Source organism: Bradyrhizobium sp. CB3481, from assembly GCF_029714305.1.
In the GTDB taxonomy this organism is placed as follows: domain Bacteria; phylum Pseudomonadota; class Alphaproteobacteria; order Rhizobiales; family Xanthobacteraceae; genus Bradyrhizobium.
In genome coordinates, this window is record NZ_CP121647.1 from 5,622,260 (window position 1) to 5,636,690 (window position 14,431).

General features: G+C 61.0%; 10 protein-coding genes and 2 pseudogenes. 7 read left to right on the top strand and 5 right to left on the bottom strand.

Going from position 1 to position 14,431, the window contains the following annotated elements; all coding sequences use genetic code 11:
• Positions 1-38: 38 nt before the first annotated feature.
• Both cobO and QA643_RS27410 read left to right on the top strand, forming a co-directional pair.
• Entirely contained in the window at positions 39-692 is a 654-nt protein-coding gene (gene cobO, locus QA643_RS27405) for a cob(I)yrinic acid a,c-diamide adenosyltransferase (protein WP_283028857.1), read from the top strand.
• 22 nt (positions 693-714) lie between these two features.
• Positions 715-2,163, top strand: a complete 1,449-nt coding sequence (locus QA643_RS27410) for a cobyric acid synthase (protein ID WP_283028858.1) — start codon at positions 715-717, stop codon at positions 2,161-2,163.
• Positions 2,164-2,173: 10 nt separating this feature from the next.
• Here the strand turns inward: QA643_RS27410 and cobD are convergent, their stop codons facing one another.
• Both cobD and cbiB read right to left on the bottom strand, forming a co-directional pair.
• A complete protein-coding gene (gene cobD, locus QA643_RS27415; protein WP_283028859.1) occupies positions 2,174-3,139 on the bottom strand; it encodes a threonine-phosphate decarboxylase CobD in 966 nt (321 codons plus the stop codon).
• Between the two features lie 11 nt (positions 3,140-3,150).
• Positions 3,151-4,092, bottom strand: a complete 942-nt coding sequence (gene cbiB / locus QA643_RS27420; RefSeq protein ID WP_283028860.1) for an adenosylcobinamide-phosphate synthase CbiB — start codon at positions 4,090-4,092, stop codon at positions 3,151-3,153.
• Positions 4,093-4,217: 125 nt separating this feature from the next.
• Here cbiB and cobU point away from each other — a divergent pair, with 125 nt between their 5' ends.
• From cobU to bluB, 3 genes are all read left to right on the top strand, one after another.
• The gene (gene cobU / locus QA643_RS27425) at positions 4,218-4,721 is read left to right on the top strand and encodes a bifunctional adenosylcobinamide kinase/adenosylcobinamide-phosphate guanylyltransferase (protein WP_283028861.1); all 504 of its coding nucleotides are present in this window, start codon (positions 4,218-4,220) and stop codon (positions 4,719-4,721) included.
• Between the two features lie 68 nt (positions 4,722-4,789).
• Positions 4,790-5,578 (top strand): adenosylcobinamide-GDP ribazoletransferase, encoded by a 789-nt coding sequence (gene cobS / locus QA643_RS27430; RefSeq protein WP_283028862.1) that lies wholly within the window; start codon positions 4,790-4,792, stop codon positions 5,576-5,578.
• Positions 5,578-6,210, top strand: a complete 633-nt coding sequence (bluB, locus tag QA643_RS27435; protein ID WP_283028863.1) for a 5,6-dimethylbenzimidazole synthase — start codon at positions 5,578-5,580, stop codon at positions 6,208-6,210. The genes cobS and bluB overlap by 1 nt, the downstream gene beginning before the upstream one ends.
• Positions 6,211-6,385: 175 nt before the next feature.
• Here bluB and QA643_RS27440 read toward each other — a convergent pair whose 3' ends face one another.
• On the bottom strand, positions 6,386-6,703 hold the full coding sequence (locus QA643_RS27440) for a GNAT family N-acetyltransferase (protein WP_283028864.1): 318 nt from the start codon (positions 6,701-6,703) through the stop codon (positions 6,386-6,388).
• A 1,508-nt stretch (positions 6,704-8,211) separates the two neighbouring features.
• Between QA643_RS27440 and QA643_RS27445 the strand changes: the two are divergent.
• Positions 8,212-9,213 (top strand): annotated as a pseudogene (locus tag QA643_RS27445) (IS256 family transposase); the annotation flags it as partial.
• A gap of 319 nt (positions 9,214-9,532) precedes the next feature.
• Here the strand turns inward: QA643_RS27445 and QA643_RS27450 are convergent.
• Positions 9,533-10,744 (bottom strand): IS110 family transposase, encoded by a 1,212-nt coding sequence (locus QA643_RS27450; RefSeq protein ID WP_283034948.1) that lies wholly within the window; start codon positions 10,742-10,744, stop codon positions 9,533-9,535.
• Positions 10,745-11,005: 261 nt separating this feature from the next.
• Between QA643_RS27450 and QA643_RS27455 the strand changes: the two are divergent.
• Positions 11,006-11,221: pseudogene (locus tag QA643_RS27455) on the top strand (transposase); the annotation flags it as partial.
• A gap of 776 nt (positions 11,222-11,997) precedes the next feature.
• On the opposite strand, the gene QA643_RS27460 reads toward QA643_RS27455, so the two are convergent.
• Positions 11,998-12,438 (bottom strand): VirK family protein, encoded by a 441-nt coding sequence (locus tag QA643_RS27460; RefSeq protein ID WP_283028865.1) that lies wholly within the window; start codon positions 12,436-12,438, stop codon positions 11,998-12,000.
• Positions 12,439-14,431 lie beyond the last annotated feature (1,993 nt).

The following is a 14,431-nucleotide window of genomic DNA, read 5'->3' on the forward strand; positions in this document are numbered from 1 at the left end:
CCCAAGCGTGCAACTTGTCAAGCCAAAGGGACGTGCAGATGACTTCCAGACCTGATGCTGCCGAGGACGAGACCGCGATCTCCGAATTCGCATTGGATGCACGCCATTCGGCGAAAATGGCGAAGAAGAAGGCCGCGCGCGACCGGATGATGGCCACCAAGAGTGGAGAGAAAGGACTCATCATCGTCCACACCGGGCCTGGCAAGGGAAAATCTTCCTCAGCTTACGGCATGATCTTGCGGTGCGTCGCGCATGGCTTTCCCTGCGCCATTGTGCAGTTCATCAAGGGTGCATGGGATACTGGCGAGCGCCGCCTGCTCACCGGGCATTTTGGCGAATTGTGCCAATTCCATGCAATGGGGGAAGGCTTTACCTGGGAAACGCAGGATCGCGCCCGCGACATTGCCGCTTCCCGCACCGCATGGGAAAAAGCCAAGCAGCTGATCGCTGATGAAAGCTTGCGCATGGTAGTTCTCGACGAGATCAACATTGCGCTTCGCTACGACTATCTGGAGATTGGGGAGATCGTTGAGTTCCTGAAGAATTCAAAGCCGCCAATGACGCATGTCGTCCTCACTGGACGCAATGCCAAGCAGGACTTGATCGACGTCGCCGACCTCGTCACGGAGATGACGCTCGTGAAGCATCCCTTCCGATCGGGCATCAAGGCCCAGCCTGGCGTTGAGTTCTGACCAGCAATCGGGATCCGATTCGATGGCGCGCGCATTGATGATCCAGGGAGCCGGTTCGGACGTGGGCAAGTCGCTCATCGTGGCCGGCCTTGCGCGCGCTGCGACCCGGCGCGGCAATCGGGTGCTGCCTTTCAAGCCGCAGAACATGTCGAACAATGCCGCGGTGACGATCGATGGCGGCGAGATTGGGCGCGCGCAGGCATTGCAGGCGCAAGCCGCAGGTGTCGAGCCGCATACAGATATGAATCCGGTCTTGCTGAAGCCGGAAACCGATGTCGGCGCCCAGATTATCGTGCACGGACGCCGCGTTGCGACGCTGCGCGCGCGTGCATACGCGGCGATGAAGCCATCGCTGATGGCGCCGGTTCTCGAGAGTTTCGCCCGTCTCAAGCATCGTGCCGATCTTGTTCTCGTCGAGGGCGCCGGCAGCCCCGCTGAAGTCAATCTGAGGAGCGCCGATATTGCCAATATGGGCTTTGCCCGCAAGGCCGACGTTCCCGTCGTCTTGGTCGGCGACATTGACCGCGGCGGTGTCATTGCGCAGCTCATCGGAATCAAGGCCGTGCTTGATTCCGAAGATGCGGCCATGATCCGCGGCTTCCTCATCAACAAGTTCCGCGGCGATCGATCACTTTTTGACGACGGCTACCGGCTGATCGAAGCCCGCACAACATGGCGGGGATGTGGGATCCTTCCCTACTTCGCCCGCGCGAGCGAACTTCCGGCCGAAGACGCGCTCGGCCTTACCGGCGCACGCAAGGTAGGCAAGTGCAAAATTGTCTTTCTCGCGCTGTCCCGGATCGCGAATTTTGACGACCTCGATCCACTGAAGCTGGAAACTGATGTCGATCTTGTGATGGTCCGGCCTGGAGAGGCAATCCCTGGCGATGCAAAGCTCGTGATCCTGCCGGGCTCGAAGTCGACACGCGGCGATCTCGCCTTCCTGCGAGCCCAAGGCTGGGACATCGATCTTCTTGCGCATCATCGTCGCGGCGGGCATGTGCTCGGCATTTGCGGCGGTTACCAGATGCTTGGACGCAGTGTGGCAGATCCGGAGGGAATCGAGGGACCTGCGGGAGAAACTCCCGGCCTCGGACTCCTCGACGTAAAAACGGTGATGACTGCACAAAAGACTCTAGCCCGGGTCACGGCAGTCCACATGGCGACGAACCGGCCGATCGAGGCTTACGAGATTCACATTGGGGATACCGACGGGCCGGATCGTGCACGGCCATTTGCTTTGATTGGCGGAGCGCCGGAAGGCGCGGTATCCAGCGACGGCCGCGTGCACGGCAGCTATCTGCACGGCCTGTTTGCCTCCGACAGTTTCCGCAAGGCGTTTCTCGCGCAACTGGACATTCCGGCCGCGGACCATCAGTACCGCGCCAGGGTGGAGAGCGCGCTCGACACGCTTGCCGACTACATCGATACCCATCTCGATGTCGAAGGCCTACTTGCGCTTGCCCGCTGAGGAGCAGCGATCAAGGCGAGACTGTGACAGAAAACCGCGCCCATTCCGTCTCGTCGCCCGGCAAGCCAAGCCGCAGCCACCCGGGCCTCTTCCCAAATATGCGCGACCATATCTGGCAACGCGCGAGCTTCTGCTGCGCGGCGCGTGCGTCGCCGGTTTCATACAGTCGGAACAGCGGCGTGCCGCCGACCAATCTCCAGCCCTGTGATTGCACTTCAGCATCGAGGCGGAGGCAATCGCGTGCCAGACGCATCGAGGTCGCGTTTGCCCAATCACGATCAAGCAAGGCGCGCCGTCCGATCACAATCGCTGCACCCGAAATCGGCCACGGGCCCACCATCGCGGCCAGCGCAGCGGCATCGGCCTCGCTGCCGAGCGCGAAACCGAGGCGCAGTCCCGCCAGTCCGTAAAATTTTCCGAACGATCGCAGGACTAACAGCCCAGGCCGTCCCGCTTCAGATGCCAGCGACAAGCCGTAAACGGCATCAGCGAAGCTCTCATCGACGACGAGGCGACCGACGCGCGGCAAGAGCGCCAGCAGTTCGCTTGGAGCAAAGCATCGGCCGTCGGGATTGTTTGGGTTGACGACCACGGCAATATCTGCTCCCGGCAGCCCTTCGAGATCAAAAACTTCGGCCACGTCCCAGGCTGCAGCGGAAAGAACCGCCGCGTATTCGTTATAGGTCGGCGCAAGAATCCGCGCCCGACCGCGCGATGAAAGACTCGGCAACAACTGGATGGCCGCTTGTACGCCACCAAGCGCCACGATTGGCGCCTTAGTAGCGTAGGCCTCTCGCGCGGCCTGATGAAGGGAATCGATATCGGATCGCGAAGGCAGCGCACTCCAGGACCTGGGTTCGACCTCACCCACCGGATAAGGCTGCCGGTTGATCCCGGTTGAGAGGTCGATCCAGTCCTGTGCGCGCCCGCCGAAGCGGTGCGCGGCAAGATCTAGATTTCCGCCATGCTCGAGCATTGCCCTCTCCGTCACGCGAAAGCCAAAATCGTAAGGGCACCGGCCAACAGAACCATGGCGCGGACGTAAAGTGTCAGTCCGCGCCGGATGTCAACGGCGCGCGGATCGCGTGCGCCTTCGTTGAGCCAGGGTTCATCGGAGATGCTTCCGTGATAGATGCGCGGCCCGCTGAGCCGCACGCCCAGCGCGCCCGCCATCGCTGCTTCCGGCCAGCCGGCATTGATTGATCGGTGGCGGTTCGCGTCACGCGCCATGCAAGACAACGAGTTCGAGGGCCACCTCGCCAGCAGCAAAAACAACAGGCCGGTGAGACGCGCCGGTATGAAATTTGCAAGATCGTCGATGCGCGCGGCAGCCCAACCGAAAGCTTCGTGACGCATCGTGCGATGGCCGATCATGGAGTCGAGCGTATTGATCGCCTTGTAACCGACGATGCCTGGCAGGCCGAACAACGCCCCCCAGAACACGGGCGCCACAATCCCGTCGGAAGCGTTCTCGGCCAAGCTCTCGATGGCCGCGCGCGCAATGCCCGCTTCATCGAGTGCTGCGGGATCGCGTCCAACGATCTGCGCGACAGCCGCGCGTGCGGCTGCGATATCGCCGGATTGCAAGGGGCGAGCAACCGCAGCCACATGATCATAGAGCGAACGCAGCGCAACCAGGGGCCACGCCAGAATTCCCAGGATCACGATGCGGTTCCATTCAAAGGCAAGCGCGACTTGGATTGCCCATCCGATGCCGGCCGAAAGACCAATCACGAAAAGAGCCCCGGCTGCGCCAGCAATCCGCCGGACTCCAGGCCGGTCGATGGTCCTGTTGAAGCTGATATCAAGGATATTGATCAGCCTGCCAAGCCAGGTGACGGGATGACCGACACGGGCGAACAGTCCATTGGGCCAGCCCATTAAGGCGTCCACCGTCATCGCCACCGCCATCGCTCCCGCAAAGCCCATGCATCGTCTCCCAAGGTGGGTCTTGATGCACAAGAATTCTGGATCAAGGCAAGCCCATTTCGCCTAATTCGCCTTTGTCTTTGCCGGAGATTGGTGATTAGTGCTGGCCCTAAGCGGAGAACGTCATGGCCATCATACTCATTACGGGCGGCGCCCGATCGGGCAAAAGCCGGCGCGCAGAAGTCCGTGCCCGCGCCTTTCCGGGGCAACCCGTCTATATTGCCACGGCAGAGGCGCTCGATGAAGAAATGAGCGAGCGAATAGCAACGCATCGGGCGCGACGAGGAAAGGAATGGATCGAGCGCGAGGTCCCCCTTGATCTCGTGCAGGCGCTCGTCGAAACCGACGGCGGCGGTGCAAGGCTGGTCGATTGTCTCACGCTCTGGCTGTCGAACCTGCTCCATGCGGAGCGCAATTGGTCGCATGAGGGTTCGCGGCTCGCCGACGTGCTCGCCCGCCAGCGCAGCCCCGTCATCATGGTCACGAACGAGGTTGGGCTCTGTATCGTGCCGGACAATGCGCTGGCGCGCGCATTTCGGGACGCGGCAGGTATCCTGAACCAGACGATTGCCTCCATTGCGGACGAGGTCGAATTCGTCGTCGCAGGATTGCCGATCAATCTGAAGTAGCACCGCGCTTGCTGGAATCGCAACGCATCGTCCAGTGCACGAGCTGACGATCCGAGGGCTGAAGACATATGTATCATTTCGAGCTCCTCAGGGGCATCGTCACTGACCTGAGAACCGCCGTTTCGTTCTCCACGATTCTGCCTTTCGGGCCAGCGAAGCCGGTCAGCGACGGCGATGTTGCCCGCGCGGGCTGGGCGTTGCCGATGGCCGGATTGCTGGTGGGCCTTGCCGGAGCGGCGGTCTATTCGATCGCGAGCGAGGTCGGATTGACGCCTGGCCCCACCGCCATGCTGGCACTGGCGGCCACGGTGCTTGTCAGCGGCGCGATGCACGAGGACGGTCTTGCCGATACCGCCGATGGGCTCGGCGGGGGGCGGACGCGCGAGCGGAAGCTCGAGATCATGCGCGACAGCCGGATTGGCACTTACGGCGCCTGCGCGCTGATTGGATCGTTTACCTTGCGATGGAGCGCGCTCGAAACGATTGCCGAGCCAAAGTCGATTGCGGCTGCTCTTTTTGTTGCACATGCGGCGGCACGCGCCGGCTTGCCTGTCTTCATGTGGCTGATCCCGCCGGCCCGATCGGATGGGCTTTCGGCCGGAGCTGGACGTCCGCCGGGACGAAGCGCGGCCGTTGCATTTGCTCTTGGGGCTCTTTCTCTGGTCTTCGGCTTCGGGGCGAGCCAGGCGATGATCGGAGTTATTTTGCTGTCACTGGCCGGGCTGATACTGGCGTGGCTTGCCGCAAGCCAGGTTGGAGGACAGACAGGTGATATATTGGGCGCATTTGAGCAGATTGGCGAGATCGCGATTTTGCTGATGGCGGCCGCCCTGCTCCATACGGAACTGCGGCTCTGATGGTCTCATTCGATGAAACCTTTCGCCGGCAACTGCGCGAGCTGTTCGTGTGGCGCCGCGACGTGCGGCGCTTTCGTACCGATCCTCTGCCGAATGATGCCATGGAGCGGCTCATTGAGATCGCGTGCCTTTCTCCTTCAGTTGGCCTTAGTCAGCCCTGGCGATTCATCATCATCGAAGACAAGGCGAAGCGCAGCGCCGTGGTGGAGGACTTCAAGACCTGCAATGCCGATGCGCTGCGTTCTTATTCAAGCGAACGTGCCGCGCGGTACGCGAGCCTGAAGCTCGCCGGCCTCGAAGAGGCGCCCGGTCATCTTGCCGTGTTCGCGGACAAAGCAACCGATCTCGGCTATGGCCTCGGGCTCGCAACGATGCCGGAGACGATCGAATATTCCGTGGCCGCGGCCATCTGCTGCATGTGGCTCGCCGCACGCGCAGAGGGCATCGGACTTGGCTGGGTATCGATCCTGAACCCGGATCGCATTCACGAGATTCTTGAAGTGCCGGAGTCCTGGAAATTCATCGGCTATCTCTGCGTGGGCTATCCTCAGGTAGAGTTTGATCGCCCCGAACTAGAACGCGCCAACTGGGAATATCGGCGAACGTCCAAGGAATTTACGATTCGACGCTAACCCATTGCGCGGCAGCAATCGGTCGAGGACAGCATCGAAGTGCTCGTCCCTCTGACCAGTTACCTGTCTTGGAAATCCCAAATCAGTAAGTCAAAACCGCCGCGCCGCGATACTAGAGCCTCCAGGTCAGGGCGTCTGGAACAACAAAGTTGAGGTGGAGCGTTTCCGAATCCTCTCAATAAGCCATCCGCAACATTGGCGTGAGCGGCGGCGAAGAACCGTGTTGTATCTCACCAATAACCTTGAAGCCGTGACGTTGGTAAAAGTGGATGTTTTCTGGATTCGAACTTTCGAGGTAGGCGGCGCTGCCCTCCTCATCACATCGTTGAAGAGCGTATTTCATCAGCAATGTGCCAAGCCCTTGTCCGACCCAAATCGGATCGGCGGCAATGAGAGGCAGATACCAATGTGGCTCAGGGGGATGATGTTCGGCCATTCCCTGCCGCAGGTCTGCCATATCTTCGGTGATCTCTGGGCGCAGGGACTCCGCCATGATTGCATCCAGAGCCTTCTCATCTTGCTGCACGCTGGGAGGCAGCCCCAGGGCCGCGGCGCGAATCCCTCGTATGCTGTGCCATGCTCGAATGCTCGTCCGTCACAGGCGTTAATGAACTGAGGCATGCTCCTAAGATATTGACTTGGATCAGGCCAACTCCAACGCATCAGTGGATCGGCGACAAAGCGCATCGTCGAGCCCGCGGTCAACTCGGGGTTGCCAATTCGATCTGCGATTGATGGCCTCCAGTTCTCGCTCAGGCGGGCGTTCGAAAAACGCAGATCGGCCACCGCATTTCTTAGGGCACCATCGCTCAAGGTACCAGTGTCCCTTCTTGCGAAGTCCTGAATGAGCGCCTCATCCTCCTCGCGGACCCCTTGCGTTCGGGCCGGCTGCTTGGCGGGATCCGCGCGAAAAGTCGTTGAATCGAACTCTTGCTGCGCAGTGGAGCCGGACGACTTTCCGCCGCTGTTTACCCCGAACGCTTTTCCCACCCCTGACTTGATGCCCGACCATAATCCGCCGCTTTTGCTGCTCTTCGCCGCAATCGTGGGCTGTGCCTCTGGCAAGCCGTAGCGCGCGCTGCCGAAAAGATCTTCGCGCAAATTGGACTGCGGCGGTACTTGGGCCGAACCTCCAAGGTAGGCGCGGGGGACATCTACGCTGTGGCGCGAGCTGCTGAACGAATCGTCTCTTATCCGAGAATATGGCGGCAACCGCATCGAACCGCCGAGGTCGGCGTGCCGGATCTGTCCAGTCTGTTCCGCAGGACTCTCACCAGGCGAACTCGAGCTTGCGCAACTCTCATCAGATGAATTGAGTTGCAAAGCCTCGATCTGCTGCTCAAAGCTTCCTTGCTGAGTAAGACCCGCCCGCTGCCGCATAGCAGCGTATTGCCATCCAATCTCCTGCATTGAATGGGTTCATTGGATCCATCATGCACTCCTTTTCAGTACAGACCCTGCGCATTTGCGGACTTACGCTGCACCTTGCGGACGCAGGTGGGCAACGACTCCTAGCGAGAGCGAGATCCGACCTTTACAGGAGCCAGCTTTCGAAAAGCTGACGAGTGCGAGGAGTTCGAGGTCGCAATGGCGATCGGACCCACTTCTTCGAAGATGCGGCCGATAGTTCGAGCGCACTGGAAAGAACGTTCCGGACAAGCCCACCGTCCGAGGCATCTGCTCGGCCGGAATCCTATAAAGGCCATTACCGCCAGAAACGTTGCCCTCAACCCGACCGGCGGTCGCGTACAGCAGCGAGGCAAAGCCTATCGACGAGGTGACGAAAAGGGTCAATTCGATCGTCCTTAGGCGGCAGGACTCCAACAGTGCTAAAGAGTTGTGTTGGTCGTGTCCCCAGCAGTGGTGTAGCTCGGTAGAGCAAAGCCGTCCGCACGCGCGCCCTCAAATAGCGCCGTAGCGGGCGGACGGCTTTGCGGTGGTCACCGGCAATTCGCCGGTAGGGTCGGGTTGCTGACACCAACCTGATTCGAGGAACCACCGATGACCGACGAGATGATGAACCTTCGCGCGCTCGTGGAGAAGGCCCCAGACGCTGACCTTTTGCGCGAGATGATCGGCTTTGCCGCCCAGCGGCTGATGGAGCTGGAAGTAGCCGGACTGACCGGAGCGGCCTACGGCGAGAAGAACACCGAGCGTCTGGCCCAGCGCAATGGCTACCGTGACCGGACCTGGGAGACGCGTGCCGGCGCGGTCGAGCTACGCATTCCCAAGCTGCGCAAAGGAAGCTACTTCCCGGGTTTCCTGGAGCCGCGCCGGATGGCCGAGAAGGCGCTGACCGCCGTAATCCAGGAAGCCTACGTGCAGGGCGTCTCGACCCGTTCGGTGGACGACCTCGTGCAGGCCATGGGCATGAGCGGAATCTCCAAGAGCCAGGTGAGCCGGCTCTGCGGTGAGATCGACGAGAAGGTGAAGGCCTTCCTCGCCCGCCCGATCGAGGGCGACTGGCCGTATTTGTGGATCGATGCCACCTACGTGAAGGTGCGCCAGAATGGCCGCATTGTCTCGGTGGCCGTGATCATCGCGGTGGGCGTCAACAGCGACGGGCGGCGCGAGATTCTCGGCATGGACATCGGCCCGTCCGAGGCCGAGACGTTCTGGACCGCGTTCTTGCGCAAGCTCGCGCGCCGCGGCCTGCGTGGCGTCAAGCTGGTGATCTCGGATGCCCACGAAGGCATCAAGGCTACCGTCGCCAAGGTGCTCAATGCCACCTGGCAGCGCTGCCGCGTCCACTTCATGCGGAATGTCCTGGCGCATGCCGGCAAGAGCGGAAGGCGCGTCGTCTCCGCCTTCATCGCCACCGCTTTCGCCCAGGATGACGCCGAAGCGGCCAGGATGCAGTGGCGCAAGGTCGCCGACCAGCTCCGTCCCAAGCTGCCCAAGCTCGCCGCCTTCATGGATGAAGCCGAGCCCGACGTACTCGCCTATATGAGCTTCCCGGCTCCGCACCGCGCCAAGCTGCACTCGACGGATGAGATGGACAAGCGATTTCTTCATGGCCGAAGCAACGATTGCGGAGATCGCGGCAAGTCCATTCTTTTGTTCGGTCGCGCCGCGGGTCCATTCTTCCGTCCCGGCCACCGATCTCGCAGCCGACGCGCGCAGGGGCGGTCAAGGCTGGCCGCACTTGCGGCCACCGTATGGCTTGGCCTTGACCGGCCCGAGCACGACGGCACACTGGCGTGGAACGGGACTGCGTTCCTGGCCTGGCTAGACCTTGCCGTCAGCCGCGATTATGGTTGTCAGGCGCGGGCGACCTCGTGGCGAAGCGTGGCGCATCGGCTGCAAGCGCCACCAGGCTGCCCTATTTTGTCCTGCCAAGCTGAGGCGCCCGCGCGCCGGTTTTTGGCCGCCGTGGCTTCCATTGCGTCACCAAGCGCTCGTAGCTTTGCTCGGCCCGGGCGGCAATCAACATCTCGCGGTCGCGCAGCGCCTTGATGTTGTAGGCATAGGCTGGCCCGCGCCGGCTGCCTTTCTGTTGTGGATGCCCGGCTTGAAGCTGCATCGCGCGGGTCTTGTTGGCGACCAGCGATGGGCCCGCCCACAGGTAATCCTCGCCCTTCGTATGCCAGCAGAGCACCGTGAGCTTGCGAGCCACGGCCACCGCGGCAATCTGATGGCCGCGTCGGGCGCGGATGCGAACGAAAAACGCATGCAGTGGACCGGGCGCCTTGGCCGCGGCCCAAGCCGCCTCAACCAGCATGGCACGCGCATGACTGCGGCCGATCTTGCTGATGCGGCCGTGGTGGGCGGCTCCCAGCCCGGACTGCCGCACCCGCGGATTCAGCCCGAAATAGCTCACCAGCTTCTGCGGGCTGTTGAACCGGCTGATGTCGCCGATCGCCGCCACGATGCCGGCGGCGACCGCCAGATTCACGCCGGTGATAGTCATCAATCGGTTGACCGCGGAATCGTCGATGGCGTCCTGCGCGATCTCGCGGTCGAGCAGGGCCAGGTCTTCCGCCAGCCGGTCAAGCTCACGGACGTGCCGATCGATCGCCGCGCGCTCATCGTCTGGCAGCTGCTGAGCGGCCAACCACGCCCGGCCGCGAGCATTGAACAGATCGGCGTGCGGGCACTTCGGGATCAGGTGTGCGTGCAGGATCGAATGCACCTCGTTCTTGAGCCGCGTACGGTGCCGCACGACCTGGTAGCGCCGCGCCACCAGCCGACGCTTGCGTTCGGTCTCCGCATCAGGCGTCCAGATCTGCGGCAGGTACCCGGCCGCCTGCAGACTGGCGAGCGTGCCGGCATCGATCTTGTCGGTCTTGACGTGAGCCTGGGCGATCGCCTTCACCTGCAGCGGATTGGCGATAATCACCCGTGCCACGAACGGCGCCAGCACTCGCGAGGCCGCCATGCTGTTGGCGGTCGCTTCGACCACCACCTCATCACTGGCCAGCAGGGTCTTGCCAAATCCCTCCAACGCAGTCCGCGTCATATCAATGCGGCCCGCATGTCGGAGCCTGCCGTCCTCCCAAAACACCACCTCCCCGAAGGTTCGGTGGACATCAATGCCAATTATCCGTCGCATTCGCACCTCCTGCCAGATACATGACGGGAGCTGCGGGCGACACGACAACTACGGATTCGCGCTCTCGGCGCAACCGGGCGAGTCGCAGAGGCGGCCAGCTACTAACTCGAGCTCTCGGCTCATCGTATGTATCGGCCTGCCCGCACATCGTGCTCCCGGTGCCTCTGTCCCGATGGTCGCACCATACGCTACGATGTAGAATACCGCAGCGGAACGTTGGCACCGAGACATCTCATACCGGTTACCAATCCGATCGAGCGCCTCAACGGCGAAATCAAGCGGCGGACCGAAGTGGTCGGCATCTTCCCCAATGAAGATGCCATCGTCCGCCTGGTCGGTGCGATCCTCCTCGAGCAGAACGACGAATGGGCGGTCCAGCGCGCCCGCTACATGACACTGGAAACCATCGCGCCCTTGAGCGATGATCCCATCGTTGGCTTGCCCGCCGTGGCAGGCTGATGCCTTCCGACCCGCCGGAGTATTGGCGGTGACCTGCCGTCAGTTACACCACGCCACGGGGCACGATCGTTGTGTTCGTCCGTTTACTCGCAATTGGCTCATTTCGCTTTGGCGAACAGGAGCACGTGACTAGCATCACCGTGATGTCGGCGGTGCAAGGCACAGCATTGCGACAGATTCGAAGCGGCGGACCGGCATCTCGCACTTTTAAGCAGCTCACAAGAGGCGACGTCGTCCGGACTTCAGTTCGAGCGATGTCTGCGGAGCAGATCGAACGGCGGCCGCTAAGTCAGCCGCCTCATCGATCTGGTTTGTCAAATTAGTGGTGATCCCGCTGATCCCTACCCGTCAATGCACCCGGATATCCACAGCCGTCGCCCGCGAGCTTTCAGGTCGAGCTCTGTCGGGAGCCTATGACGATAGCGGCGTGCTGCAGATCACGAAGGCTGGCATCACTTGGACCTAAAGGACTTCGATAGCTGCAGCTTTGGACGCCGATCACATCCGCGATGCTGCAGCCGACAAAACGGGACAAGCTGTCCACCCCCTCCCGATCACTCAAATATCCGCTCGACCAACACCTCTCCGCTCAACGTCATCTCATCTAGTGCTCGTTTGCGCAAACTGAAGCAATTTGCGCGACTTGGCGACGCGCTACGAAAAGGCGGCCAGAAACTACCTGGCCGTCGTCACAATCGAGCCTGTCATGGCTCCGACAAACACCCAGGAGCGTAGCTAAACCGCACCCTCGCTCCTGCGCAGTATCTTTTTTGCGATTACCAGACGAACTTCGCGCCGTCCGGCAGTTCGCAGACGAATTCGCCCTGGTTCACGACTTCGGTCGCCCCGGCAGCCAGCTTTGACGCCCGCACCGTGAGCTTGCCTTCGCGGCTGAGGCTGTGGCGAATGTATTCCGTCACTGCGTGTCCCGAGCTATCGACGGTTTGATGCGCATTGGCGAAGCTGATGCCGTTCTGGGCAGTCACCCTGAAGGCGCTGATAACCAGCCCCCCCTGCGTGGCTGGCCCGGGCTTGCCGCCATCGGCCGTGGTACAGCGGGTCAGGTCCAGTAGGAGCTTCACATTCTTGCCGGTCTGCAGCGCATTGAGCACCGCGGCGTATCTCGGCGAGGGCTCATCGGCCTCGGCGATCGTGCTCACGCTTGTAGCCGAAAACAAGGACAACAGGATCGACAGGGCTCTGCCACTGAACTTCATACACTCTTCTCCTCCACAAGAACCACAGATCGCGTAGGCGTCAACTTGCCCAGTGTCGCGTTTGCAAACAGCCTGGCGGATTCCGGATATCAGGCGCTTTCGCCGGGCGACACAACAACCTGTTGCAACCGAAGGCAAGTGGTTGTGAAGCCTAATCCAACGTCACAATCTCGTAGGTAAGATTTGCTGAGTGGCCTCACCACTTCTCACATCGTCGGAACAACTTGATCCAGCGGAGGCAGCTCCGAAGGGATAAACGGCAATAGTTCCCCAACCGCAAACGGGGCCGATATGATTGAGAAGGTCACAAGTTACCAGTCGCATGTGAGCGCAAGCGGAAGGTTTCGGGCGATTCTTCGATGATCGGGCATCTCGCCCGAGCTTGACCATGTGGACGCCCGGCATGGAATCTCTGCCGCTTAAAAATAGTTCGGGAAATGGGCGGGCCACGAAACTGAGCAGGACGAACAAGTCTTCCTCGGTCGAGGAACTTGCTCTCGGTCTAGTGGAAGCGAGCTTGGCGGTGCGAGATGGGTAAAGCTGCGTAAACTCCTTGAACCCGAGCTTTCCGCGGCTCCCGGTCCGCCCGACCGCTCGCCTCACTAAAAGAATCTAGCCGACATCCCTCAAGCGATTTAACTGGTTCTTCCCCACTCGTCCGCTTCTCGACACCTGCCCTTGCGAAAAAATGTACACGGAAATGACCTGTACTCGAGGGAACCGAATGAATATCGATCCAAGGAAAGCCGCAGAAGCCCACATTGAAGCTCACGATTCTTGCGGCAGCAGCACCGGGCCGACCAGCCGGACGACCTGAGCGCGCAAACCAGTACTCCCGTCGAGAATTTACCGCCCGATCAGGCGAGATGGGCAACTTTTTCAAATGCCTCCCGGATCGTTACAGGAACCTTAATGGGCATGATAAATAGCGACGGTCGTCACGGTGAGCTGAATAGGCAATGCAGGCTGCTGGCGGAGAGCGCCTTCTGTGAAGGCGCGGATACGTGCTGGATCCGACACCTTGTCACACAGCTGGCAAAGCATGCTTTCCAAGATACGAGACTTCAATACTCCCCTCTGAGAGCGCCTCCGAAATGGCATGCTCCTACCCGAAGCGGCGAGCGTCGCAGTTGAATTGAATTCCTGGAGCCACCCTCGTGCCGCCTAGGATGCACTTTACATTCTACCAAGTGCGGCGCTGTTACTGTGCGGATTGCAAAGGAGTGACTCGACGGCCACGTGGCTCGATTTCGTGAGATCACTCATATCCGTGCGAAGTTCCTCCTTCACTTTGACTGCAATCGAGTTTCGCTGAAGGACCGAGCGGAGTCTTCTCTGATCCCGAGGCAGCCTATTTGGTCAGTTGGGAGCACTCTCGGTATCGACTCGGGCCGACCACCCTCCGAACAGCCGCAGCCACTTGCGCCGCAAACCGTTCATCGTATCTTTCCATCAATCCTTTCCCGGCCTGCCAATCAGCATCGCTCAATTGTCGGCGGGCCGACTTTCCAGGACTCCTTGTTTGGTCAGGAACAATCGCGATCTGCCCGAGCCTGTATTTGGCTTTTCCGAGCGTGCATCTGACCTCGATGCCCGGTACCGCAATGACGTCATGGCAGCAAGGCGCATTCCCGCGCCTGGTTTCCGGCTGGACCCTTCGCCTCGAACAAGAAGAAATCAGTGGCCAGTTCAGGTTTCTGATGGACCAGTTCCGGCCGGCTTTCGATGGAGATAGGGCGAGCGGCGCAAGTCCTGGTCAGCATGCAGGCCAACAGTTATTGGCACGGTGAAAAGAACGCTGAAGGAAGGAAGCGGCGGAGCCGCCTTGTCGTCGCGAGCAACGTCGATCGAACCAGCCGAACCAGTATGGGCCCGGCAATTCGGGCGCGGCCGGCAGCACCGGTGGCACGCCGCCCACCTTTCCACGTGGATGCAAAGCGCGGCCAATATAGAATGGAAGCCGGCACGGCCCTCGGGGCGAATTGCTTGACAG